The organism is Chryseobacterium jejuense (assembly GCF_017877355.1).
GTDB lineage: Bacteria > Bacteroidota > Bacteroidia > Flavobacteriales > Weeksellaceae > Chryseobacterium > Chryseobacterium jejuense_A.
Map to the genome: position 1 here is coordinate 66,924 of NZ_JAGIPR010000004.1, position 25,878 is coordinate 92,801.

General features: G+C 35.8%; 16 protein-coding genes and 2 tRNA genes. 8 read left to right on the forward strand and 10 right to left on the reverse strand.

Annotated elements, in window-relative coordinates; genetic code table 11:
* Positions 1-3: 3 nt before the first annotated feature.
* Positions 4-1,032: an AMP-binding protein gene (locus J2772_RS09545; RefSeq protein WP_209916634.1), complete on the reverse strand. Its 1,029-nt coding sequence runs from the start codon at positions 1,030-1,032 to the stop codon at positions 4-6.
* Between the two features lie 99 nt (positions 1,033-1,131).
* Here J2772_RS09545 and J2772_RS09550 point away from each other — a divergent pair.
* Both J2772_RS09550 and J2772_RS09555 read left to right on the forward strand, forming a co-directional pair.
* Positions 1,132-1,202, forward strand: a tRNA-Gln gene (locus J2772_RS09550).
* Positions 1,203-1,494: 292 nt separating this feature from the next.
* Positions 1,495-1,565: transfer RNA gene (locus J2772_RS09555), tRNA-Gln, on the forward strand.
* A 212-nt stretch (positions 1,566-1,777) separates the two neighbouring features.
* Here the strand turns inward: J2772_RS09555 and J2772_RS09560 are convergent.
* The 5 genes from J2772_RS09560 to J2772_RS09580 all read right to left on the reverse strand — a co-directional run bounded on the left by J2772_RS09560 (position 1,778) and on the right by J2772_RS09580 (position 6,315).
* Positions 1,778-1,969: a cold-shock protein gene (locus J2772_RS09560; protein ID WP_072410777.1), complete on the reverse strand. Its 192-nt coding sequence runs from the start codon at positions 1,967-1,969 to the stop codon at positions 1,778-1,780.
* Positions 1,970-2,464: 495 nt separating this feature from the next.
* Positions 2,465-3,097 carry an HdeD family acid-resistance protein gene (locus J2772_RS09565; protein WP_209916026.1) on the reverse strand — a complete coding sequence of 211 codons (633 nt, stop codon included), beginning with the start codon at positions 3,095-3,097 and terminating at the stop codon, positions 2,465-2,467.
* Positions 3,098-3,315: 218 nt separating this feature from the next.
* Positions 3,316-4,275: a DUF2268 domain-containing putative Zn-dependent protease gene (locus J2772_RS09570; protein ID WP_209916028.1), complete on the reverse strand. Its 960-nt coding sequence runs from the start codon at positions 4,273-4,275 to the stop codon at positions 3,316-3,318.
* 88 nt (positions 4,276-4,363) lie between these two features.
* Entirely contained in the window at positions 4,364-5,782 is a 1,419-nt protein-coding gene (locus J2772_RS09575) for an amino acid permease (RefSeq protein ID WP_209916031.1), read from the reverse strand.
* Between the two features lie 221 nt (positions 5,783-6,003).
* Positions 6,004-6,315, reverse strand: a complete 312-nt coding sequence (locus J2772_RS09580) for a helix-turn-helix domain-containing protein (RefSeq protein WP_245365199.1) — start codon at positions 6,313-6,315, stop codon at positions 6,004-6,006.
* Positions 6,316-6,495: 180 nt separating this feature from the next.
* Here J2772_RS09580 and ccoN point away from each other — a divergent pair, with 180 nt between their 5' ends.
* The 5 genes from ccoN to J2772_RS09605 all read left to right on the forward strand — a co-directional run bounded on the left by ccoN (position 6,496) and on the right by J2772_RS09605 (position 18,266).
* Positions 6,496-8,775, forward strand: a complete 2,280-nt coding sequence (gene ccoN / locus J2772_RS09585) for a cytochrome-c oxidase, cbb3-type subunit I (RefSeq protein ID WP_045503174.1) — start codon at positions 6,496-6,498, stop codon at positions 8,773-8,775.
* A gap of 18 nt (positions 8,776-8,793) precedes the next feature.
* The gene (locus tag J2772_RS09590) at positions 8,794-9,681 is read left to right on the forward strand and encodes a cbb3-type cytochrome c oxidase N-terminal domain-containing protein (protein ID WP_209916033.1); all 888 of its coding nucleotides are present in this window, start codon (positions 8,794-8,796) and stop codon (positions 9,679-9,681) included.
* Positions 9,682-9,974: 293 nt separating this feature from the next.
* A complete protein-coding gene (locus tag J2772_RS09595) occupies positions 9,975-15,002 on the forward strand; it encodes a translocation/assembly module TamB (RefSeq protein WP_209916035.1) in 5,028 nt (1,675 codons plus the stop codon).
* On the forward strand, positions 15,002-17,329 hold the full coding sequence (locus tag J2772_RS09600) for a BamA/TamA family outer membrane protein (protein ID WP_209916037.1): 2,328 nt from the start codon (positions 15,002-15,004) through the stop codon (positions 17,327-17,329). The genes J2772_RS09595 and J2772_RS09600 overlap by 1 nt, the downstream gene beginning before the upstream one ends.
* Position 17,330: 1 nt before the next feature.
* Complete coding sequence (locus tag J2772_RS09605) at positions 17,331-18,266, forward strand: YihY/virulence factor BrkB family protein (RefSeq protein WP_209916039.1); 936 nt, start codon at positions 17,331-17,333, stop codon at positions 18,264-18,266.
* Between the two features lie 121 nt (positions 18,267-18,387).
* Here the strand turns inward: J2772_RS09605 and argS are convergent, their stop codons facing one another.
* Positions 18,388-20,148, reverse strand: coding sequence for an arginine--tRNA ligase (gene argS, locus J2772_RS09610; protein ID WP_209916041.1), 1,761 nt, complete (start codon positions 20,146-20,148; stop codon positions 18,388-18,390).
* 161 nt (positions 20,149-20,309) lie between these two features.
* On the opposite strand from argS, the gene J2772_RS09615 reads away from it, so the two are divergent.
* Complete coding sequence (locus tag J2772_RS09615) at positions 20,310-20,465, forward strand: bacteriocin-like protein (protein WP_209916042.1); 156 nt, start codon at positions 20,310-20,312, stop codon at positions 20,463-20,465.
* A gap of 88 nt (positions 20,466-20,553) precedes the next feature.
* Here the strand turns inward: J2772_RS09615 and J2772_RS09620 are convergent, their stop codons facing one another.
* From J2772_RS09620 to J2772_RS09630, 3 genes are read right to left on the reverse strand one after another with little or no spacing between them, the layout of a single operon-like run.
* On the reverse strand, positions 20,554-21,003 hold the full coding sequence (locus J2772_RS09620) for a lipocalin family protein (RefSeq protein ID WP_209916044.1): 450 nt from the start codon (positions 21,001-21,003) through the stop codon (positions 20,554-20,556).
* A 22-nt stretch (positions 21,004-21,025) separates the two neighbouring features.
* The gene (locus J2772_RS09625; RefSeq protein WP_209916046.1) at positions 21,026-22,489 is read right to left on the reverse strand and encodes a SusD/RagB family nutrient-binding outer membrane lipoprotein; all 1,464 of its coding nucleotides are present in this window, start codon (positions 22,487-22,489) and stop codon (positions 21,026-21,028) included.
* A gap of 4 nt (positions 22,490-22,493) precedes the next feature.
* A complete protein-coding gene (locus J2772_RS09630; protein ID WP_209916048.1) occupies positions 22,494-25,454 on the reverse strand; it encodes a SusC/RagA family TonB-linked outer membrane protein in 2,961 nt (986 codons plus the stop codon).
* Positions 25,455-25,878 lie beyond the last annotated feature (424 nt).

A 25,878-nucleotide genomic window follows, 5' to 3' on the forward strand; every position in this document is an offset into this window, starting at 1 on the left:
TTCTTAACTATTTTCATTAATCAGTTTATACAATTCCATTCTGCTTACCTTTCCATTGGGTGTTCTTGGGATTTTATTGATAAAAATAATTTCTTTCGGCTTATGGAAATTCTTCTCAAAAGAAATCTCTGAAACTTTATCAACAACATCATCAGATTGATTTCCTTCAATAATTAAGATCAATTTCTGGCCCAAACTTTCATCGGGTAGTCCTATAAAGATAGCTTCATTCGGGACTTCTTTCTTGATTAACGCTTCAAGCGCTTCCGGAAAAATTTTAGCTCCACCAGAATTAATGACATTATCTATTCTTCCCAGAAATTTAAACTGTTTATCATTTTTAATTTCAACTAAATCATTAGTTGCCAACATTTCAGCATTCACATTAGGAGCAAAAATGGTCAGGCAGCCTCTTTCATCCAAGGAAATAGAAACATTTTCGAAAACAGTGAAATACTCTTCCGGTTCAGGCATCAGTTGTTTTAAGCCAATATGAGAAAGTGTTTCAGACATTCCATAGGTCTCAAATATACGGTTTGAACTCTTCAAATTCAGCTGAAGAATTTTATTTTTCAAGCTTTCAGAAACAGTGGCACCACCAATAATCAGATTTTTGATTAGATGCAGTTTATCTAATGAATTTTCTACCTGAAGCGGAGTCATAGCACAAAAATCTACTTCCTGATCCAAGTTTTCAACAGGATGTAAAGATGGTTCACTTATGATTAACCTAAGTTTTCTTTCCATAGAGCGTACTACCATCATTTTACCTGAAATGTACTCTACGGGCAGACATAGTAATGCGACATTACCTTCTTTTAAACCTAAAAAGTTGCAGGTCATAACTGCAGAATTAATCATTTTCTTTTTTTCGATCCCGAAAATTTTAGGAGCTCCTGTAGAACCTGATGTCTGTACTTTTACCGTTTCTCCTTCAGAAGTCCATTCTTCTAAAAAAATTCTAACTTTTTTTTCAAATTCAGAATTGAAGGATAATTGATTAATATTGAGATTATTGAAGTCTATCAGCATATTTTCCATGAATAAAATCTACAGTAAATTTAAAAAAAAATCCAAAAAGTTCTTGTATCTAAAGAAAAAAACTGTAAATTTGCACCACCAAAATAAAACAGACCTATAGTGTAACGGTAGCACTCCGGTTTTTGGTACCGTCAGTCGGGGTTCGAATCCCTGTGGGTCTACAAACCATTCTTTTTTAAGGATGGTTTTTTTTATTTTTAGAATGATAGAATACTTTTGATGAGAATTGACTCAGTCACGTAAATTGAGGAAATTACACAAACTATCTATGCTAATTTCTACAATAAAATCTATTTTAAATTAATCAAAGCTTCTCTGCCTGGTCTCCTTGTTGCATTTTAGTATGCTAAAAAAATTGAATTCTAGTTTTTTTCCTCAAAGGAGTAGAATTTTTAAAAGAGGTATTTGCAAATAACAAAAAATTATATAAATTTGCATCACCAAAATAAAAACAGACCTATAGTGTAACGGTAGCACTCCGGTTTTTGGTACCGTCAGTCGGGGTTCGAATCCCTGTGGGTCTACAAACCATTCTTTTTAAAGGATGGTTTTTTTATTTTGGTCACTTTCGTTCACTTGGCCACGATTTCATTAATGCTTTAGTATATAAATGTTAGCCGATGTCAATAATTAAAACATACAATTACAGTGAGATAGGTAATTATTCGAACAAAAAAAAACAGATAAAATAAATTATCTGCTTATATCACGATTGAAGATTATTAACCCTCAGAGATTAGGCTATTTTTACGTTAACTGCGTTAACGCCTTTTGCTCCGTTTTGTAAATCGAATGTTACGACATCATTTTCACGAATATTATCTACTAAACCTGAAGTATGTACGAAAACATCTTGTCCACCTGTTGATGGTGTAATAAAACCAAATCCTTTGGCATCGTTAAAGAATTTTACTGTTCCTTGTTGCATTGTAATGTATTATAAAATTATTGTATTACTGATAAATTGTTTTTGGCTGTTGCCATTACTGCCTTGATAATTATATCAAAACAATAATAAATCGATTTGTAAGCAAGAAATGATGTTGATATTTTTTAGAATCTTGAAAATATTCAAGTTAAAAAAGGTACTGCACCTGTTATGTTGACGACAAAAATTAGCGGCTGTAAAAGCGAAAACTGATAAAAAGAGTAAACTCAAAAGTTTCAGAAGAAGCGTCGGCAGGAGCCTGATTATTTTACAAATATACACATAATTTATTGAAAACAAGCACTTTTTATTTTTTTATTTATTTCTCCATACTCATTAACAGAAATTAACATGTAGTTAGAGATTGAGTGGAAGTACATCAATAGCTCTCCTATTTATGACTGAGATAAAAATACAATATACTTCAACAAAAAATCAAGGAAAAACAAAAAAAAGACCTCCATCAGAGGTCTTTACTATCATTTGATTATTAAATTATTTTTTGAGATCATCAATTTCATCCTGTATAGATCTTATTTTATCTCTAAGTTCTTGGCTTACTTTTCCGGGAATTTTTTTAACCTTTCTAAGGTCCAAAGCCAGCATAATAGAAGCAATTCCCATGAAAATAAAGGAGACACCAGTTAATGTCACCAAAGAAATTCCTGTAAATATTGGATTAAATATCAACAGTAAAGAAAATATAATTCCTCCAACACTGGCAAGGGCTACATTCCCCCAACTCATTATTTTCATGCTTTTCAGATCAAAAGCGAAGCCCAGCAACTGAAAAGAACGGAATAAAAGGGTAAACCCTACCACAAACGGAAGAATAGACATTGAAATCTGAGGATAAGCGATCAGATAAATCCCAATTGCTGTAGTCAAAAGACCACTTACGAGAAACCAACCCCATCCCTGAAGAGATTTACTATTCTGTATGGAAAAGAATATTTCTGTAATCCCCGAGAACAGGAACGAAGCACTAAAAAAGATAGAAAGTGTTACATACGTTGCAAGCGGCACACTGAATACATAAAAACCGCAGATCAGAAAGATAATTCCAAAGATCAATGGAATATACCAATGTTTAACTGTGTTGGTAAGTGTTTGAAATAAATTGGCCATAAGTGTCTTTTTTGGTATTGCCTATTTCTTTTAACGGGTTTCGGCTTATCCGCAGGTATTTCAAACAGAGTAAATTTTCACCATAATTTGAAATATAACCACTTACTAATGTACAAAAAACAAATCAAACCATCATTATGTAATCATGCTTTTAATGATTCACCTTATCTAAAGGTCAATTATTATTACTCGCACTAAAAATAACAGCATGAATATTTTTACTTTATATCGGTTTTATATCCTGACTGTTCTAAAAAATTTTCTGTTTCCGATGTATTGCTGAAATCCAGATTTATAATGGTATTGACAGCAGATTTTTTATCTTTTGATCTTTCATAAAATCTTTTGGTAATTATATATCCCATGAAATATCCTAGATCTGCCGGTTTATCTTTTATTGTAGTGGTATTGGATAACCAGTTTTGAAAGTCGCTATCGTTCATTTCTTTTTGAAAATCGTTCCACAAAGAATACTGATGCTGCATTCCATATTTGATGTAAGATGCTTCAACGTTTTTTCCAGTTAGCATTTCAGCTATGAAATCTGCAGAACCTTCTTTTAAGCAAAGACCTAATAAGTTTGTTTTTGCATCTCTTAAATTTTGCTGGGTATGAACCAACTCGTGAGCCGTAAGAAAGATAATTCCTGAATTGATCTTCATTCTGTCCTGATAATTCCTGGAAAGCTCCGAATAATCCACAGTAGCATCGGAAGCAGCCAATTCAGAACCAATGATAAGATTTCCGTTAATGACCGTTCCTCCACCTTTAAGGTTTCCTATCGTGAAATATATCTTTGACGGAGAAAAACCGGCATATAATCGACTGAAATTTTGATAAAGGATTTCTATATTTTTAAAGTCTTTTTGAATGTTCTCTGTTTTACTTCTAATAGAATTCCAGAACTTTGGTTTTGCATCAAAAGACTCAATCCATTGTTCAGAAGTAAGGTTTCTTGACTTAATAAAATCTTTTAATCCAGGAGTAGCATTATCCACATACAATTTTTGAAATATGGATATCTTGTCTTCCGGATTACTTGTCTTCTGAATCTCATCATAGGCTATCCAAAAATTCCTGATGTCGGAAGTTTCAATATAAACAGTAAAGTCTCGCTTCTGAGCAACAGCTGAAACAAAAAATAAACCCATGAACAGAAAACTAAAAAGATATTTCATCAATATTACTTTTTTTAAATAAAAAATGGTTTTTGTAATCCTAAAAAAGTTTCCAAAAACCATATCTTATATTGTATTTTTAAACCTTTTAACTCGGTTTATATAATTTATACATAGCAAATAAAAATCCTATCCAGATGGGAATCAGAATTACCTGAATTTCCATTCCTGTAATGCTCATCAATCCTAAAATAAGCACTAAAAATACAATACAGATGTAATTGGAAATCGGATAAAATATAGATGGGAATTTCGATTGAACGCCTTCTTTAGTAATCGATTTTTTAAATTTCAAATGAGTGTAGCATATCATCAGCCAGTTGATAATCAAAGTAGATACTACCAGAGCCATCAGATACTGAAATGCTTTTTCCGGCACCAGCTTATTGATGATAATACAGATTCCTGCAAAACATGAAGAAATAAGAATAGCGTTGATAGGAACAGAATTTTTATTCAATTTCTTCAGAAACTTAGGGGCATTTCCCTGTTGAGCCAATCCGAAAAGCATACGGCTGTTACTGTAAACGCTGCTGTTATACACAGATAGAGCTGCCGTTAACACAATAACATTAAGAACATTCGCAATCAATGTATTGAATTGAATCACTTTACCAAAAAGGCTGAATTCTAACCCATTTAAGTTTTGGAACACCATTACAAACGGGCTTGAACCTTCTGTAATTTCTCTCCATGGGCTTAGCGAGAATAAGATTACCAGAGCTCCTACATAGAAAATCAAGATTCTATAGATCACCTGGTTGGTTGCCTGTGGAATTGTTTTCTCAGGGTTTTTAGCTTCAGCAGCAGTAATTCCGATGAGTTCCAATCCTCCGAAAGAAAACATAATCATGGCCATTGCTGCAAATAATCCGGAGAATCCGGTTTCGGTTTTATTAAATAATCCTTTCGGGAAGAATCCGCCGTCATTCCACAAGTTGGTAATCGTAGCTTTTTCTCCTCCTGTTCCGCTTATCAACAGATAAACTCCGAAAACAATCATTGCAATAATGGCTACTACTTTGATGATGGAGAACCAGAACTCAGTTTCACCATACACCTTTACAGAGGCAAGATTAAGTGCAGTGATTACTACAAAAAAGAATAAACTGGACACCCAAAGCGGTATTTCCGGCCACCAGAAGTGGATATAATGACCAATGGCTGTAAGTTCAGCCATACTTACGAGAATATAAAGAATCCAGTAGTTCCACCCTGAAGCAAAACCCGGAAAATTTCCCCAATATTTATAGGCAAAGTGACTAAAACTTCCCGATACCGGTTCCTGAACGACCATTTCACCCAGCTGACGCATGATAAAAAAGGCAATAATTCCGGCTAAGGCGTACCCTAAAATTACTGAGGGGCCAGCCAATACTGCTGCCGGCCCGATTCCCAGAAATAATCCTGTTCCTATGGCACCTCCAAGCGCAATTAATTGTATATGTCGATTTGTTAATCCTCTAACTAAAGTCTCGTTTTGTCCTGTTTTATTTTCGTTGCTCATTGAATGAATTATTCGGTTGCTAAATATATAAAAACTTTTCAGAGAAATTCACATTCCATGGGGTAAATTGAGAAATCAAGTAAAGTAAAAGAGGAAAAACAAATATACCGCCCTTATCATTTCGGGGGTACTCTATAATAAATATAAAAAATCAGCCTTCACTCAATGGTAAAGGCTGATTGATTGGATAATTATTTTAAATCCTGTGTAGGATATCTGTATTATTTTCTATTCTCCAGATATTCATTTGGAATCGGGATATTATTCTTTTTCATATACTCTACAAGACCCTGATATTTATTTTCATAACCATCATCGGTCCCACACTTATGAGAAATACTGCAAATATCGGAAGGTTTGATTTCTAAAATATCTGAGATTTTAGTCAGGATTTCCAGATTGATCTTCACCTTAGAGTTCTCAATATCTGAATATGCCTTTTGGGAAATACCCATTTCGAAAGCCATATATTCCTGTGTAAGATCTTTGCTCCTACGAATTTTTCTGATATTTTGTCCACATATTTTCATCATTTCTGTTTTAGTAGTTTTCGGTATATTTTAGAAGTTTAGCTATTAGCCTTCAACAAAGTTAATAAATACCTTTGGCAAAACATTATACACGTTACATGATATTTACTTTTAACATAGAAAACGGCAAAAAATAACCCATTTTCAGAGCAAATATCACTTCGGTAAACACTATTGGAATTTATGGAGACGCAAAAATTTAATTATGACAATAATATTGTCAGGGCATTCCTCTATGCAACAGTTGCATTCGGACTCGTCGGATTTCTGCTTGGGCTTACTGCCGCATTGATGCTTTTTTATCCTGAATTACCTGAATTTTTATTCGGTACAGATGACACAACAATTAAAAGTTTAGCTTCGGGTAATATTCAGGGATTGATTAACACTCAGGGAGCAATGGGCTTCGGAAGAATCAGAATGCTTCACACGAGTGCCGTTATTTTTGCCTTCGTTTGTAACTCCTTCTTCTGCGGTGCTTATTATAGTATGCAGAGATTATTGAAAACGAGAATGTATAGTGATACTCTTTCATGGATTCACTTCTGGTCATGGCAGTTTATGATCGTAACCGTAGTGATTACTTTCTTAATGGGTATCAATACTTCTAAAGAATATGCTGAACATGAGTGGCCTATTGATATTTTAATTGCGTTCTCATGGATTGTATTCGGGATCAATATGTTTGGAACTATTGCTAAAAGAAGGGTAAGACATTTATATGTAGCAATCTGGTTTTATCTGGCCACATGGATTGCTGTAGCTATGCTTCACATCTTCAATAATCTTGAAGTTCCATTATCTTTCACAAGCTGGAAATCTTATTCTGTATATGCAGGTGTAAAAGATGCATTAGTACAATGGTGGTATGGTCACAATGCAGTTGCATTCGTATTAACTACCCCTGTATTAGGTCTTATGTATTATTTTATGCCAAAAGCAGCTCAGCGACCGGTATTCTCATACAAATTATCCATTATTCACTTCTGGTCGCTGATCTTTGTATACCTTTGGGCTGGCCCTCACCATCTGCAATATACAGCATTACCGGCATGGGCACAGGCTGTAGGAACCGGCTTCTCTATCATGTTGATTGCACCATCATGGGGAGGAATGCTGAATGGTCTTCTTACATTAAGAGGAGCTTGGGATAAAGTAAGAGAAAATCCTATCCTTAAATTCTTCGTGGTAGCAGTTACCTGTTATGGGATGGCTACTTTCGAAGGGCCTTTATTGGCAACAAAATCTTTAAATAAAATTGGTCACTATACAGACTGGGTTATCGGTCACGTACACTTAGGAGCTCTTGGATGGAATGGTTTCATGGCATTCGGAGTGGTATATTACCTGGTTCCAATCATGTGGAGAACTAAACTGTGGTCTGTAAAATTGGCTAACTGGCACTTCTGGTTAGGAACATTAGGAATTATTTTCTACGCAGTACCCATGTATATTTCAGGGTTTACCCAAGGATTAATGTGGAAACAATTCAACCCGGACGGAACATTATTGTGGAAAAACTGGTTAGATACAGTAACTGCGATTATTCCTTACTTTAAAATGAGATTCTTAGGAGGTATTCTATATCTTTCAGGAGCGATTTTAATGGTTATCAACGTCATCAAAACTATTAAAGTGGGTTCATTCCAGAAAAATGTTCCTGCGGAAGCTCCGGCATTAGCCAATATCGGGGGAACAAGAAAAGAAGGCGAAGGCGTACACCTTTGGTTGGAAAGAACACCTACCCTACTTTCTATCCTGGCTTTCATTACTATTGCGATTGGTGGACTTGTAGAAATTGTTCCAACCTTATCACTGAAGCAAAGTGTTCCTACCATCACTGCAGTGAAACCATACACCCCATTGGAGCTGGAAGGAAGAGATTTATATATCCGTGAGGGATGTAACTCCTGCCACTCTCAGATGATCCGTCCTTTCCGTGATGAAGTAGTAAGATTTGAAGGAAAGAACGGCCAGTACTCAAAAGCTGGGGAATTTATCTACGACAGGCCATTCCTTTGGGGCTCTAAAAGAACAGGACCGGACCTTCACAGAGAAGGAGGCAGAAACCCGGATTCATGGCACTTTAAGCACATGTACAACCCAAGAATTACTTCTGCAGGTTCTATCATGCCACGTTTCCCTTGGTTAATCACCAATAAACTGGACCGTACTCAAATGGTGGATAAAATGAAGTTAATGAAAAACACATTTGATGTTCCTTATACAAAAGCTCAGATTGATTCTGCCAACCAATGGGCAGACAACCAGTCAAAAGCTATTGTACAGAGAATTTATTCCGAAGCTAATGATGTAAAAGATCAGATGGCAAAAGAAAAAACAGCAAAAGGAGCTTCCTATGTACCGCTTGAACAAAGAGAAATTGTAGCAATGATCGCCTATCTGCAAAGATTAGGAACCGATATTAAAACGACACAGATCCAAACCGCAAGTGCAGAGTAATCATTAAAAATTGATGTAATGAAAACGAGAACCCCAATTTCAATATATATCGCAACAACGATAGGCTTAACAATCATGGCCTTTGAAATGTTCGCCAGTGATTCAGGATATTTTTCCTCCCCGTTTTTCTGGGCACTGATATTGATTGCGATTATCCTGCTGATGATTATGAACTCCATTGGAGACATGATTGAAAACGAAAGTTTCAGCAGACTTTCTGAGGAAGAGAAAAAACAGTATCTGGAAGAAAAAAGTGTTCCTTATTATCAGAAGCTTTGGAACTCTGCTTTCAAAAAACAATCTGCTACAGAGGAAAAAGATATCCTGATCGACCACGGTTTTGATGGAATTACAGAGCTTGACAATTCTCTTCCAAAATGGTGGATAGGTCTGTTCTGGTTCGGATGTATTTTCTGCGCCGTGTATCTGGTAGCTTTTTCTTTCACAGATTATGCCCACCCGGAAGCTGAATACACAAAAGAATCTAAAATGATGCTGGCTTCTATTGAAGAGTATGAAAAAAGTGCTCCGCAGATTAATCTGGAGTCCGCAAAATATAGTGCAGATAATATCGCAGAAGGTCAGGAATTGTTTAAAACCAACTGTGTAACCTGTCACGGAGACGGAGGAAAAGGAGGTATTGGTCCTAACCTTACCGATACACACTGGATCAACATTAAAGAAAAAAGTTTATTTAAAAATGTTTTCTGGATGCTTGAAAACGGTTCTCCAAACAATCCTACGATGAGACCTTTCATTAAGGAAGGAACCATTACCGGAAGAGATGCAGAAAAAATTGCAGCCTATATTTATCATATCAACCAGGAAACCGCTCCTATTACCCAAGCTCAGGGTGGTGCCGCACCACAGGGAGAAGACGTGAAATGGGAAAACGGCAACAACTAGAAAATTTATTATCTTAATTTATATAAACCATGCCAAGCCCCCTTTGCAACTACAATAACATTTGAATTTTCATTTTTGCTAACTAACCTTTTCAACATTAAAAATGATAAAAGGGGGCTTTTTAAAAAATAAAATCCGCGCTTTGGTTCGCCTTACTCAACTATTCACTTGACAACTACAACTAAAAATTCCATAATAAGGCAGCCAAGGCAGGATTTTTGTATTCGCAAAGGGTATCACAACAAAGACCATATAAAATAGTATTATTATCTTTGTTAGAAACCTTCTCACTTTTGAAACTGAAAATCAACACTACCAAACTTTTAAGGCGTATTGCAATAACCTTTATTTCAATATTGGTAATTCTTACCCTGTTGATCTTAAGCTTAAGACTTCCTGCTGTTCAAAACTTCATCAAAGACCGACTAATTGTCTATCTGGAGCAAAAAATTAAAACCAAGGTAAGTCTGGAAAGAGTCTACATCGGATTCCCCAACAGTCTTGTGATGGAAAACCTTTACCTCAAAGGACAGGATGTTGACACCCTTTTAGCGGTAAAAAAACTGGATGTAGGCTTACATATGCTGAAGCTCATCAACTCTACAGCAGATATTACTTCTGTAGATTTGGAAGGCGCCCGAGCCAATGTAGTCAGAAAACCGGATGGTAAATTCAATTTCGATTATATCATTGATGCCTTTGCAACTAGTGATAAGGAAGAAAGTACTTCCAAAGCTTTCATTATTTCTCTCGATAAAATCACTTTAAAAGATGTTGGCATTACTTTCAATGACCAGCAGTCGAAGAATGACATTAATCTTTATTTTAAATCTTTTGATACTAGGGTAAAGAAATTCGATCTCAATAAAAATACCTATGCTGTTAATGATATTAATCTTGATGGATTAAAATTAAAACTTAAACAGGGCATTGTAGAAGAAGTATCCAAAAAGGTTGAGAAAAAAGTAGATTCTCTGAATGAAAAAAAGCCTATGAATATTGGCTTAAGAGGAATCAAGCTTACTAATTTTGATATTGACTACGGTGATGAAAATACAAAAACCTACGCTAAAGTTGTATTCAAAGAATTAAGCACAAAAATCAACAAGCTTGATCTGGAAAATAATGCATTCAACGTTGGTAATGTATTCCTTTCCGGTGCAGACATCAATGCCAATCTTTATCTTCCGGCTCAAAATGCCAATCCGAAAAATAAAAAAGAACCGGAACTATCCAAAGTTTCCGACCAGGATAAGGCTATGCAGCTTCTTTTAGGAAAGTTGGTTGTAAATGATGTAAAAGTAGCCTATAACAATACCGCCATTGCTCCTACTAAACAAGGTATAGACTTCAATCACCTGAACTTCTCTAAAATGAATGTGGAGGTGAGAAGTTTTAAAATGGAGAACAATACCTTTGCAGGAACGGTTAATTCAGCAGAAATTCAGGAGGCAAGAGGTCTGGATATCCAGAAATTCAATACGGATTTTGTATATGCAGAAAAAGAAGCGTATCTGAAAGACCTTTATCTGCAAACTCCAAAAACTTTATTACGCGATGAGGTTATTTTAAATTACAACTCCATCGATCAGCTGACTTCCAATTTGGGTGCTGTAAAGATTTCCGCTAATATTAAAGATTCCAAAATCGGGTTTTCTGATATTTTAAATCTGGTTCCTACTTTAAAAAATACGGTTCCATTCAATAAATACCCAAATGCTATCCTGAATGTTAATGCGAATGTAAAAGGAAGCGTAAATGATCTTTTAATCCAGAATCTTAAAGTTTCAGGACTGGATCAGTTAAGAGTGAATGCATCCGGAAGAGTTAAAAATGCAATGAATCCCGATCAGTTGCATTACGACTTAAGAATCGGAGAATTTTCTTCCAACGCTAAAACGATTTTCAATTTAGTTCCAAAGAACACAATTCCATCCAATATTTCCCTTCCATCAACCTTCAGCATCAAAGGAAATGCAAAGGGAACCACTAAAATGGTCAATACAGACCTCAATCTCTACTCTACCCTTGGAAATGCAGCCATTGTTGCCAATTTGGATATGCGTAGAAAAAATCATGAATTATATGATGTAAAAGCCAATCTTCAGGGTATACAGGTTGGAAAAATCATCCAGAATAAAGAGATAGGTTCTATCACCGCACAGATTTCTGCTAAAGGAGAAAGTTTTGATTTCAAAAATGCCAATGCCAGCTTAAAAGGGCACGTTGCTTCGGCCACTTACAAAGGCTACCGCTATCAGAATATGGACTTAACCGGTAAGGTCAACAAAGGAGCTTACGATATTGTTTTAAATTCAAAAGATCCTAACGCCAGCTTATTGCTAAGCGCTTCAGGAATTTATGATGAAAAAAATCCGACTGTCAAAGTGAATGGAGAGGTCATCAAACTGGATGTCAACAAACTTGGCTTCTACGAAAAACCGATGATTCTTGCCGGAAAAATAGATGGTGATTTTTCCAGTTTGGATCCGAATAACCTGAATGGCTATTTAAACCTTAAAGACTTTGCCTTTTCAGATACCAAAGAAGTGTATCCTGTACGGGAAGTTCATCTGAAAGCCTCTTCCACTACAGATTCCACCCAGATCATTTTCAATTCTCAGATTGCAGATGTTGAACTGAAGGGTAAATATAAACTTACACAGATTTTTGGAGCTTTAACGCAGACCATTAATCAGTATTATCAGTTCCAGAAACCGGATAAAACACAAAAAATTGACCCGGGACAGCATTTTACCTTTACGGCAAAAATTAAAAATGATGATCTGATCAGAAAATTTGTTCCGGATCTGAAGAGCTTTGAAACCATTAACCTGGCAGGAAATTATGATGCCGATTCTCAAAAAATTGAGATGGATGGCCAGATTCCTCAATTGCTGTATGGTGAAAATACCATTGAAAAAGGAACATTAAAAATCACTAATGAAAATCAGGCATTACAATATAAACTGAACGTTGCTGCTTTAAAAAGCTCGAGCTTTTCATTGAAAAAAATCAATATTGATGGGGATGTTGCTGACAATACGATCAACTATAATATCACCACCAAAGATGATAAAGATGTTACCCAATTCCTGATTGCCGGAAATGCAAAATCATTAAATGATATTACAGAAGTTTCCCTGAATCCAAATGGTTTAAAACTAAACTACAGCGATTGGAGTATTGCTGAAAACAATAAAATTCAGATCAGCAAAAAAGGAATTTTAGCAGATAATTTCAGATTAAGTAATGGCGGAAGCGAAATTTCTATTCAGTCAGAAAGTGAAAGCCCAAGCAGCCCTTTGAACATTGCACTGAAAGATTTTAAAATCGAAACCATTACGGAATTGATCAAAAAAGATACGGTTCTGGCGAGAGGAACCATTAACGGAACAGCCCAGCTTAGAGATGTAATGAAAGATATGACTTTCACCTCTGATCTCAATGTTTCCAATCTTATTGTATATGGAAGCCCTGTCGGAAATCTGGCAGTAAAAGTAAACAATTCTTCACCGAAACTTCTAAATGCTGATATCGCCCTTTCCGGAAACAATAATGATGTAAGAATTCTTGGAGATTATAATACCGCTTCAAGTTCTTTCGACCTGAATATGGCCATCAATCAACTTCAAATGAAGAGTATTCAAGGGTTCTCTATGAATGCCATTACGAATACGGAAGGTTATCTTTCCGGAAATCTGAAAATCACAGGAACAACGGCCCAACCGAATATTCTTGGAAAAGTAAAGTTTAATGATGCAGGGCTGGAAATTGCAAAAACAGGAAGTGATTTCAGAAAACTGAATGATGAAATTGATTTTACCAGTCGTGGTATTGAATTCAATAAGTTTAAGATCAAAGATAAGGATGGAAATGCTCTGGTTGTGGACGGACAGGTTCTTACCCAAACCTACAGAGATTTCGCATTCAATCTTAATGTAAACGCTAAGGATTTCAAGGTGGTTAACTCACAGAAATCAAACGATGCCATGATGTATGGTATTCTTGCCATTGATGCAGGGCTTCGTATCCGAGGAAATCTGGACTTACCAAAAGTAGATGGAAGACTGAGCGTTGCAGATAATACGGATTTCACGTTTGTTCTTCCTCAATCTAATCCTTCTTTACAGGAAAGAGATGGTATTGTAGAATTTGTAGACCAGGATCAGGTAGTTTTAAACAAAACAATCAAAACAGATTCCCTGAATGCTCAAAGCCGCATCAAAGGAATGGATGTAAGCGTTAATATTGAAGTAAGCAAAGAAGCGAAACTATCAATCGTTATTGATAAAGCAAATGGTGATTTCGTACAGCTACAAGGAGAAGCTGAATTAACCGGTGGTATTGATCCTTCAGGAAAAACCACATTGGTAGGAGTTTATGAAGTGAACAAAGGAAGCTATGACCTTTCGGTGAGTTTCCTGAAGCGTAAATTTGATATCCAGAAAGGAAGTACCATCACCTGGACAGGAGAACCTACCATGGCGATTATGGATATTACGGCAGTGTATAAAACTGAAGCTCCTCCTATTGATCTTGTGGAACAGCAGATTAGTAATGAAAGTGCTTCCATTATGAATCAGTATAAGCAGAGAGTTCCTTTCAATACACTATTAAAAATGAAGGGCGAACTGTTAAAGCCACAGCTTACTTTTGATATTACAACAGATGAAAAGAACAATGCTATATCATCCAATGTTAAAGATGTTATCGATCAGAAACTGGCTCAGCTGAGAACTCAGGAATCTGAATTGAATAAGCAGGTATTTGCCTTACTCCTTCTGAACCGTTTCATTGGAGAAAATCCATTTGAAAGCGGAGCAGGAATGTCTGCGGAAACGATGGCAAGACAGAGTGTGAGTAAAATTCTTTCTCAGCAGTTGAATAATCTGGCATCAGGACTTATTAAAGGCGTAGATCTTAATTTCGGATTGGATTCTTCGGAAGATTATTCCACCGGACAGAAAAATACAAGAACCGATCTGAATGTAGACATCAGTAAAAAATTATTGAATGACAGGCTGAAAGTAACGGTAGGAAGTAATTTCGGATTGGAAGGACAAGCCCGTCAGAATGAAAACATGACCAATATTGCAGGAAATGTTTCTGTAGATTACAGTCTTTCCAAAGATGGAAGATATATGTTGCGAGCTTATCGTAAGGATGAATATCAAGTGGCTCTTCAGGGGCAGATCATAGAAACCGGAATTGGATTTATCATCACTCTGGATTATGACAAATTCCGTGAGATTTTCCAGAAATCTAAAGAGAAGAAGCCTAAAAAGAATCAAAACAATCAAGTGGTAGAATTTAAATAATGAGTAATACATTTCCAACATACTGTAAATATCTGTTGATTTCCGGATTAGCTTCGGCAGTGGTTTCCTGTAGTAATACCAGGTTTTTGAAAGAAAACCAGATGTTGTATACAGGTGCTGAGGTGAAGATTGAAAGTGACACCATTTCCAAAAAAGAAAAAAAAGACCTTCAGGCTGCTTTGGAAGCCAATCTTACTCCAAAACCGAATTCTACGTTTTTAGGAATGCGTCCCAAGCTTTATTTCTACAATATTGCCAAGGAACCTAAAAAAGACAAAGGATTCAATTACTGGCTTAAATATAAAATGGGTGAAAAGCCTGTATTATTAGGAGATGTAGACCGTGAATTCAATAAAGATATCATTGAAAACTATTCTGAAAACAAAGGATATTTCAATGCAAGAGCCACTTATGATACAGTTTCAAAAAATAAAAAAGCTAAGGTAATTTATACCTTAAAACCAGGAGCAAGATATTTGGTTGATGGTGTCAAGTTTCAAAAAGATTCTACGCTTGTTAATCAGGAAATCCAGAATATAGCCGGAAAGACGCTTCTTAAAAACGGAAGACCATTTGACCTGGACGTTATTAAAGCAGAAAGAGAAAGAATTGATAACAATTTAAAGGAAAGAGGGTTTTATTATTTCCATCCGGATAATATTATTGTACAGGCAGACAGTACTGTCAACAAAAACCATAAAGTTGAACTGAATGTAAAGTTAAAGGATAATACTCCACCTTTAGCCACCCAACAGTTCAGCATTGATAAAGTGATTGTATTCCCGAATTATAATATTCAGGATGTAAAAGACGGGAAATACAGTGTTCCGATGAACAAGGATTCACTGAGTAAACATGCATTTGATGACATTTACGTGATTGATCCTCAGCATAAATTCAAACCGAAGATTTTTGACAGAGCTTTGTACTTTAAGAAGGGGGATCTTTACAATCGTTCCAATCACAATCTTACCCTGAACCGGTTAATCAGTTTAGGAGTATTCAAATTTGTAAAAAATGAATTTGTAACTTCGGATTCTTTGAGTCATAAATTTGATGCTTATTATTTATTAACCCCAAGACAAATTCAGTCTTTACGCCTTGAAGCATTAGGAAGAACCAATTCCGCCAATTATGCAGGTAGTGAGCTTAATCTGAACTGGACCCATAGAAATTTCTTCAGAGGAGCAGAACAATTTAAAGCATCTATCTATGGCGCTTTTGACTTCCAGATGGGAGGTGCTCAGGATGCGAATAATATTTTCCGTGCCGGAACCAATGTTCAGCTTTCTATTCCAAGAATTGTAGCTCCTTTCCGTTTTCATTCTTCAAGTGAATTTGTTCCGAGAACGAATATCACATTGGGGTATGAATTCCAGAACAGGACAAAATATTACACACTTAATAATTTCACTGCTTCCTTCGGATATTTATGGAAGGAAAATGCCCGAAAAGAACATGAGTTAAAAGTAATTGACATCACCCTGGTTTCTCCGGAAAAAGTTACCGCGGAATATGAAGCTAACTCGGTCAATAATCCAGCTATGAAACGAATTGTTCAAAAGCAGCTTATCTTTGGTCCTACTTACTCATACACCTACACCAATACTATGCTTCCGAGAAAGAATACCTTTTATTATAAAGGCACTCTTGATCTGGCAGGAAATCTCACAGGTTTGGTTACCGGAGCGAATGTAAAAGAGGATAAAGAGAAAAAGATCTTCGGCATCCCTTTCAGTCAATATGCTAAGATTGAAAATGATTTTAGATTTTATCATAAGCTTACGGAGAAATCTTCATTAGCAACAAGGCTCATTGCAGGAATTGCCTATCCCTATGGAAACTCAGAATTTGTTCCTTTCTCCAAGCAGTTTTTCTCTGGAGGAAGTAACAGCATCAGAGCTTTCCGTGCAAGAACACTAGGTCCGGGAAGTTTTGACCCAAGAACGATGGATCCAGGAACTTATTTTGATCAGTCCGGAGATATTAAACTGGAACTGAATGCTGAATACCGTGCTAACCTATACAAATTCATCAATGCAGCAGTTTTTGTAGATGCCGGAAATATCTGGCTGCTTCACGACGATGAAAACAGACCGGGTGCTAAATTTTCAAAAGACTTTTTAAATGAAATTGCGGTAGGAGCCGGAGTAGGTCTGAGGCTGGATTTTTCCATCTTGGTTCTAAGACTGGACCTTGCTATGCCACTGAGAGTTCCTTATTATCAGAAAGGAGACAGGTGGGCTTTCGATAAAATCAATTTCGGAGACTCAAGCTGGAGAAAAGATAATCTTGTTTTAAATATTGCCATCGGATATCCATTTTAAGATGATTCATAATATTAAGTTTTTCTGGGAAGTCCTCAAGGACACCTTTACAGAATGGAACAATTCTTCTGCATCAAAAGATTCAGCAAGTCTTGCCTATTATGCTATCTTTTCCATCCCGGGATTATTAATTATTATTATCTGGGTATTGGGTAATTTCTTTGGGGAAGAAGCTATCCGCGGACAGATAAGTACCCAAATCATTGGAATTATGGGTCCTGATGTAGCCAAAAGTATCGAAGGAATGCTTGCAGGAGCCTTAATTGATAAACAGAATGTTTTTATGAAAGCAGTAGGGGTAGGAGCATTGGTTTTTGGTTCCACTACTCTATTCTTTCAACTTCAGCTTTCATTAAATGCACTTTGGGATGTAGAATCTGCTCCCAAGAAAGCTTTACTTAAGTTTTTACTGGATAGAGCCAATTCACTTGGGATGATTCTGATTCTTGGATTTCTGCTCATGATTACCATGGTTCTATCTTCATTAATCAGTCTTTTTAATAAAATCATCACGCAATATTTTGGATTTGAAACCTACCTTCTTGTTGAGATTGTTAATTTTTCGATTGGTTTTGGGCTCGTCATGCTCTTATTTGCTCTGATGTTTAAAGTTCTTCCTGATGTACAGATCAGCTGGAAATCTGTTTGGCGGGGAGCTTTTTTAACAACAGTTTTATTTACATTGGGAAAATTTCTACTGAGTCTTTATTTTAATCAGGTTAAACCTACTTCAGCATTCGGAGCTGCGGGAACCGTAATTCTGATTATGATGTGGATTAATTACTCCTGTATGCTTATATTTTTTGGAGCCAAATTCACTAAAGTCTATACCTACAAAAGAGGTTATAAAGTCACCTTGTCCAAACATGCCCGATGGAGTGCCGCCAAACTGTATGCAGACAGTTTGAAACAGATGCATGAGGAGAAGAGTGAATGATTGTGGTATGGGGTGTGAGTTAGATGATTCAAGGTTTCAGATTCGTTAAAAAAATCAGCAACTTCTAGATCACTAAGGATATCAATACAAAAAAGCCTCCTGAAATCAGGAGGCTCATTTTTTACATTCTGTTTACAGTTCCTATTCCCAGCAACTCTAACGATTTTTTGATCGTTTTTGCGGCAAGGTCTGATAGATTCAGACGGAATTGTTTGATATTTTCATCATCCTGATTCAGAATCGGATTATTCTGATAGAATGAGTTATACGATTTTACAAGGTCATATACATAGTTTGCAACTAAAGCAGGACTTAACGTTTCAGCAGATTTTGCCACTACTGTTTTAAAGTTAGCCAACTGCATGATTAGTTCTTTTTCAAACTGATTCAAAGTTACATCGGCAGTTTCAGTATATGCAAACGCTGCTTTTGATAACAATGACTGAATACGAGCGTAAGTATATTGAATAAACGGTCCTGTATTTCCATTAAAATCGATACTTTCAGCAGGATTGAAAAGCATTTTTTTCTTAGGATCAACTTTCAGCATGAAATACTTTAAAGCTCCTAATCCTACCGTTTCGTAAGATGCTTCTTTATCTTCTTCAGAAAGGCTTTCAAGCTTTCCTAGTTCCTGAGCTTTAGATTTTGCTGTTTCATACATTTCCTGCATTAAATCATCAGCATCAACTACAGTTCCTTCACGGGATTTCATTTTTCCTTCCGGTAATTCAACCATTCCATAAGAAAGGTGGAATAACTGATCTGCCCATTCATATCCTAATTTTTTCAGGATCTTAAATAGAACCTGGAAATGATAATCCTGCTCATTACCTACCGTATAGATAAGTTTCTGAATATTGTTTTGCTTAAAACGCTCTACAGCAGTTCCTAAATCCTGGGTCATATAAACCGAAGTACCATCAGAACGTAACAATAATTTCTGGTCAAGTCCTTCATCTGTCAGATCACACCAAACAGAACCATCTTCTTTTTGATATAGAACTCCTTTATCTAAACCTGTCTGGATAAGATCTTTTCCTAAAATATAAGTATTGCTTTCATACTGAACCTGATCAAAGTCAACGCCTAATCTCTTATACGTTTCATTGAATCCTTTGTATACCCATGAATTCATCTCTGCCCAAAGGTTTCTCACCGTTTCATCTCCATTTTCCCAGTCCAAAAGCATTTTTTGAGCCTCTTTCATTACTGGGGCTTCTTTTTTAGCCTGCTCTTCCCCTACCCCTTGGCTTACAAGTTCAGTAATTTCTTTCTTATAGTTTTTGTCAAATTCTACATAGTAGTTTCCAACAAATTTATCTCCTTTAGTATGGGTTGTCTCAGGAGTTTCTCCGTTCCCGAATTTCTCCCAGGCCAACATAGATTTACAGATATGAATCCCTCTGTCATTGATGATCTGGGTTTTAACGACATCATATCCTGCCTCTTTCAAGATCTGAGCCACAGAGAATCCTAACAGGTTATTTCTGATATGTCCTAAATGCAGTGGCTTGTTAGTATTTGGTGAAGAATATTCTACCATTACGGTAGCATTTTTTTTATCTATTGTTGAAAAACCATTTTGAACAGATCTGAAGTTATCCACAAACAGTTGGTTTTTAACCTTAACATTAAGGAATCCTTTTACCACATTAAAGCTTTCAAAAATATCAGTCTGCTCTGTTAAAGCTTCTCCTAGTTCAACCCCGATGCTTTCAGGATTTTTCTTCAATTGTTTTACCAACGGAAAAGTAACGATGGTAAAGTCACCTTCAAATTCCGTTTTATTTTCCTGAATTTCCAGATTGATGTCTTTTAACTGATATACATTTAAAATGACCTCTGAAAGTTTTTGTTCTATAATATCTTTAATATTCATCTCAAAATTTAAAGTACAAATTTAGTGAAATAAAAAAGACAAGTCTACAATGCAAAGGAAGACATTCAATTATTTGGAATATTTTTGAATAATTATTTTGAAAATCAAAGCCTTGTCTATATTTTTTATATATTTATTATCTAATCAAACCAAACTTTATTATGAAAAATCTAAAGAAAATCACGAAAACTAGCCTTAAAAAAATTACTGCAGGAAATGCACCTTGCTGCGAACCATGGGGAAGATGCCCTGATGGCTATAAACAATGCCAGGAATGGGGAGCCTGTGTACCAAAATCTGTAAATTGCGGTGGATAAAAAAAGAGGTCATAAAGACCTCTTTTTTCATATAGATACTATAAAAAAATAAAAACCACCCGAAGGTGGTTTTATCTTATAAGAATATTTATCCTTTTCTAAAAACTAATATTCCTTCATCATTTCCAGGCACATTATCTAAGTTTTTACTGTTGTCAAGTATTCTGAGTTCGGTTTCTGAATATCCGTCAACTTCTTTTGTTAATGTTTTCGAAGTTCCTCCTTCCGTATAAGTAAGAGTAAGAATATGATTCATTTTATCATAGGTCCATTTACCTGTATAAGACTCTACTTTATTACAGTTACCAGTAGGTTCTACAATAGAATATCTTTCATATACTCCAGAGAAATCAGCATTGATAAGCAGCTGCCCTTTACGGTCACAGTCATTAAGCTGAACGTCTTTACCTCTGTATTCATATTTATACGGTTGCCAGTTTCCATTAACTTGTACCTCCTGTACAATTACATTCGCATCGTCATCACTTGAACATGATGCAACTCCTAATAAAAGAAGAATTCCTATAAAAAACCTCATATACTCTATTTACATTATTAATTTAAAATTTATCCCAAAAGATTTTTGTAGTTACTTTATCACCACCAATTTTAGCAGCGGCAGCCTTAACATTGCTGCTATTTACCAAGTATTCATCAACAGGATAAAACATTCTGACAGGAACTCCTTCCACTCTTGAACCTGCTGGGTTCACAAATACAGGAAAGTCTAATCTTCTTGTAAAATTCCATGCCTGGAATCCTTTATTAAACATTGCTACCCAAGACTGTTCTCCGATGGATTTTTTCCAGTTCGCAGCATTAAATGGATTATTAGCAATAATTGTAGCTGCTGCAGTATCAGGCATTCCATATTCCACTACAGAAGCTTTAATCGCTTGCCCATACAAATTAGCAGCATTATCACCTACACTAAAATTTCTTGCAGCAGCTTCTGCTCTCAAAAACATAATTTCAGTATAGTCCAATAAAAATCCTTGAGCATTTTCCCCTGAAATAACATCTGTAAAGTGAGAATAGTCATCAAAAACATTATTTTCACCATAAAGTCCGCCCACATAGGCCCCTTTAAGTTTGGTAAACCAAACATCTCTTCTTGGATCATTGGTAGTATTCATAAAATCAACCAATACATCTGAAGGTAAAAAGTCATTTCTACCAGACTGAATTACATCCTGATAAACAGGGTTAGATAATAATCCTGAAGGGAAAGTCTGCAACCCGAAGTTATCACTCTTATCAGTGAATAGTCCTCCATTAAATGCAGCTTCTGCATAAGTCTTAGCAAGCGCAGGCTCAACATCTGCCAATGTAACTGCCATTCTGAACTTTAAAGAGTTAGCCATTTTCTTCCACTTAACCATATCTCCTTTATAAATCAGATCTCTGTCATATCCTTTTACAGAAGTATCCATCATGGCAATAGCTGCATCAATTCTCTTAATAAGATCCAAGTAGATCGTTTTAGCATCATCATATGGAATTTCAGCCATATTATTTGGATTATCTGCTGTAGCTTTTAATGCTCCGAAATAAGGCACATCCCCAAAAGTATCTACTAAATTAGCCCATGCATACACATTTACTAATTCAATCATTGCGATGTTATTCTTTTTCTTTACAGGATCTACATCCTCTTTTTCAAGAAACCTTCTGGCATCTCTTAGTGCAGACAAAACTCCTGGAGAAGGGATTGTAGCAGATGCTGACGCCATCATACGATTATAATGGTTACCAGGAATTGGTCTCGCCGTCATATTATAGTTTGTCTCATCCGGATAGGTTGTCTCAGACCATTGCTGAGTAAAGAATCTGGAAATATTACGGTTAACGCTTGCTGATAACATCTGATCCATCAAAGCATGTTCAGCACTTGCAAAAAGCACTCCTGAAGGAACTTCTGTTGGATGTTTTGGATCTTCATTCAGTGAAGTAATGTCTCTTTCACACGAAGTAAACGTTAATGCTAATGAAGAAAGCCCTATGATTAAAAATATTTTTTTCATTTTTTTAGAATTTTAAAGTTACATCAATACCAATATCACGAGTGGTTGGCAGCGATCCAATTGACTGTCCTTTAGCAGCCAATCCGTTACCAGTTCCCGTTTCCGGATCTGCATAAGGTAAATTTTTATGGATAATCCAAAGGTTTCTGCCTACAATAGAAATTTTAGCATCTCTGATACCTGTATTCGCTAAAATAGACTTTGGTAAATTGTATCCAATACTAGCTTCTCTTAATTTCACATAAGAAGCATCATAAACAAATCTCTTATTAGGCATTGCATTATATCCATCTACACGTCCTCCGATATGAGGCTGAGCCGTAGGTGTTGTATTTACATTTCCGTTTGGATTTACACCTGGATTAACTACTCCGCTTTCTCTATAATCTGCTGTTTCTTCATATAGTCCGGTTGCGATCCCATATCCCATATCCGGAGAGAATACATCACCACCTTGTTTAACGTCAATAAGGAAACTTAGTGAGAAATCTTTATAACGGAAGCTGTTTCTTACCCCTCCAACCCAGTCTGGTGTAACGTTTCCGATAATTTGATTATCATTTCTCAAATATCTTCCGTTAGTTGCACTTACTACTTTTTGTCCGTTAGCATCGTAAAGATAATCTGATCCTACAAGGGCTCCAAAAGCTTCTCCTACTCTAGCGTTAAGAGTAACTCCGTTTTGGTATCTCGCTAATAGGTAGTTTTGGGAGTTTCCATTTAATGCGATTACTTTGTTCTCATTCTTAGACCAGTTAACATTAACCTCCCATGTAAAGTTATCTGATTTAAATGGTACACCATTCAATTGAACTTCGACCCCTTTATTATCAATCTGTCCGGCATTTACCAGGAATGTTCTATATCCTGTAGCAGGAGATACTGGTAAGTTGATGATCTGATCAAATGTTTTTGTTTTATAGATCGCAACATCAAATCCTAATCTGTTTTTGAAGAATTGCGCCTCCATACCAAATTCGGTTTCTTTTGATCTCTGAGGTTTTAAATTCGGATTGGCAAGGAAAGACGGCTGGTCAAATAGTCCTTCACCTCTTGCTTTAAATGTATTAACCAATCTATAATTATCCGTAGAAGAACCTACTTCAGCATAGTTGGCTCTTACTTTCCAGAAGCTTAACCATGGCTGTTTCACTAATTCAGAAAGTACTACTGCTCCCGTTACAGATGGATAACCATAGCTGTTATTGGCTTTAGGTAAGTTTGAAGACTGATCACGACGATAAGTAGCATCTACGAATAAGAAATTCTTATATCCAAAAGATGCTGTTGCATAGAAACTTGAAGTTACCCATTTTGAATAATTTTCATCTGGAGGAAGTATTGTTCTTACTGAATTCGAAATGGCAAACAATCCTGGTTTAGATAATCCACCTTCAGTACTCATATATACATTATCAATCAAATTCCTTCTAACATTCCCTCCTGCAATCCCACTCACATTCAGATCTTCAGTAATATTGAATTTATAGTTGAAGAATAAATCGAAGTTTAATTCGGAATTTTTCACGTTAGTTCTGGCATACCCGGAACCTACATTCAGCCCTGATGCTCCAAATACCTGTGGTAGAGATCCGTTCATTACTCTTTCTTCTACAACCATTTGCAAATCATCATAGGATAATTTACCTGTAATTCCAAAATTCTTGGAAATATCATATTTCAACTGTGCATAACTGAATATTCTTGTTCTGTTATCAGACTGATAGTTTTGATATCTTTGGAAATAAGGGTTATTCCAGTACTGAGGAGTCGCATTCTCAGATGATGATCTATTCCATGAGAAATTACTACCACCATTATTCTGATAAGCATCTCTTAATGCCAATACATCTACGTTGGTCTGCCACCATTGTCTGAAACCTGAAATAAGGTTATCAGAATACCCTGTTTCATTTCTACCTTTTGTATCCTGTAGCGTTAAAGTAGTGAAAACTGAGGCATGTAATTTATCTGTAAAATCGTGATTAAATCTTGCTGAGATTGTATTCTTTCTCAATTCTGAGTTTGGCATCAAACCATTGGAAAGCATATTAGAGTAAGATAAGGAAAGATTTGAGGTCTTATTTCCTTTCTCTACTGTAACTGTATTAACATAAGTGATTGGTGTTTCAAAGAATTTAATTGGCCCATTCTTAGCAGCAACCCAAGGCGTTGCTTTACCAAAATTAGGTGAATGAGGATCATAGGAATCCCATTGATATACTAATTGATTAGGATCAAATCTAGGACCATAAGATGCATCATCTACAAAGTTTGCATAGTTATAACCTCCAGGACCTGGATCTTCATTCCAAGAGTCTCTTACATAACCGGCACCATATTTATTTTGGTACTTAGGGAAGGTAGACTTATCAATAAATCCAGCTGTAATTCCTGAAGTTAAGGTAACTCCCCAACTACCATCATCATTTCCTTTTCCACTTTTAGTAACAATTAGGATTACCCCGTCACTACCTCTTTCTCCATAAAGAGCGGATGCTGCTGCACCTTTCAAAACGTTGATGGACTCAATATCTTCCTGATTAATATCAGACAGGAAGTTCCCGTAGTCAAATGAAGCCCCCGTTGAAACAGTTGTATTATTTACTGGAGATCCATCAATTACAATAAGCGGAGATCCTCCTGATAAGGATTTATATCCTCTGATCAAAAGGTTGGAAGATCCACCGAAGTTGTTGTTTGTATTTACCTGTAGACCGGCTACCTTCCCTGATAGAAGAGACGCTACGTTTCCTGTATTAGTAGTTCCGCCAGTTAATTCCGCTGCTTTTACTTCCTCCGAAGCATAACCCAGTGATTTTTTTTCTCTTTTAATACCAAGAGCGGTTACTACTACGCCCTCAATTTCTTTTGTTTTAATAGTGTCCTTCTTTTGCTGAGCATTTGCAACTGCAATAGAAGAAGTCAATACTAAAACAAGAAGACCTGTTGTTAGTTTCTTCATATCAAATTAATTTTGTACCCTACAAATTTGTAAAACTTTCCTAACAACACAAAGAATTTTTTGAAAAAAATATTGATTATTCAATAATTACAAATTAATACAGACAATAAACTATTAAATTAAGTTAAAATCGCTCTTTTTAACAAAAACAAGGAAAATTAATCGATATTTTATTTTGAATACATCAATGACGTCAATTATTGATATTTTCTATATTCATATTTACCGTAAACCGCATTAACACTTTGGTTTACAATAGTATAAATCACTATTATTAGAATAAAATTTACGTTTTTCATCCACATGCAATGCTGAGCATATATTTTTTTTACTCCCCAAAAAGGCTAAAAACGTCGAGCAAACAGCGAAAAATAGATTACAGTTTCAATAAAAAATATGAATAAATTAATATAATAAAATCATA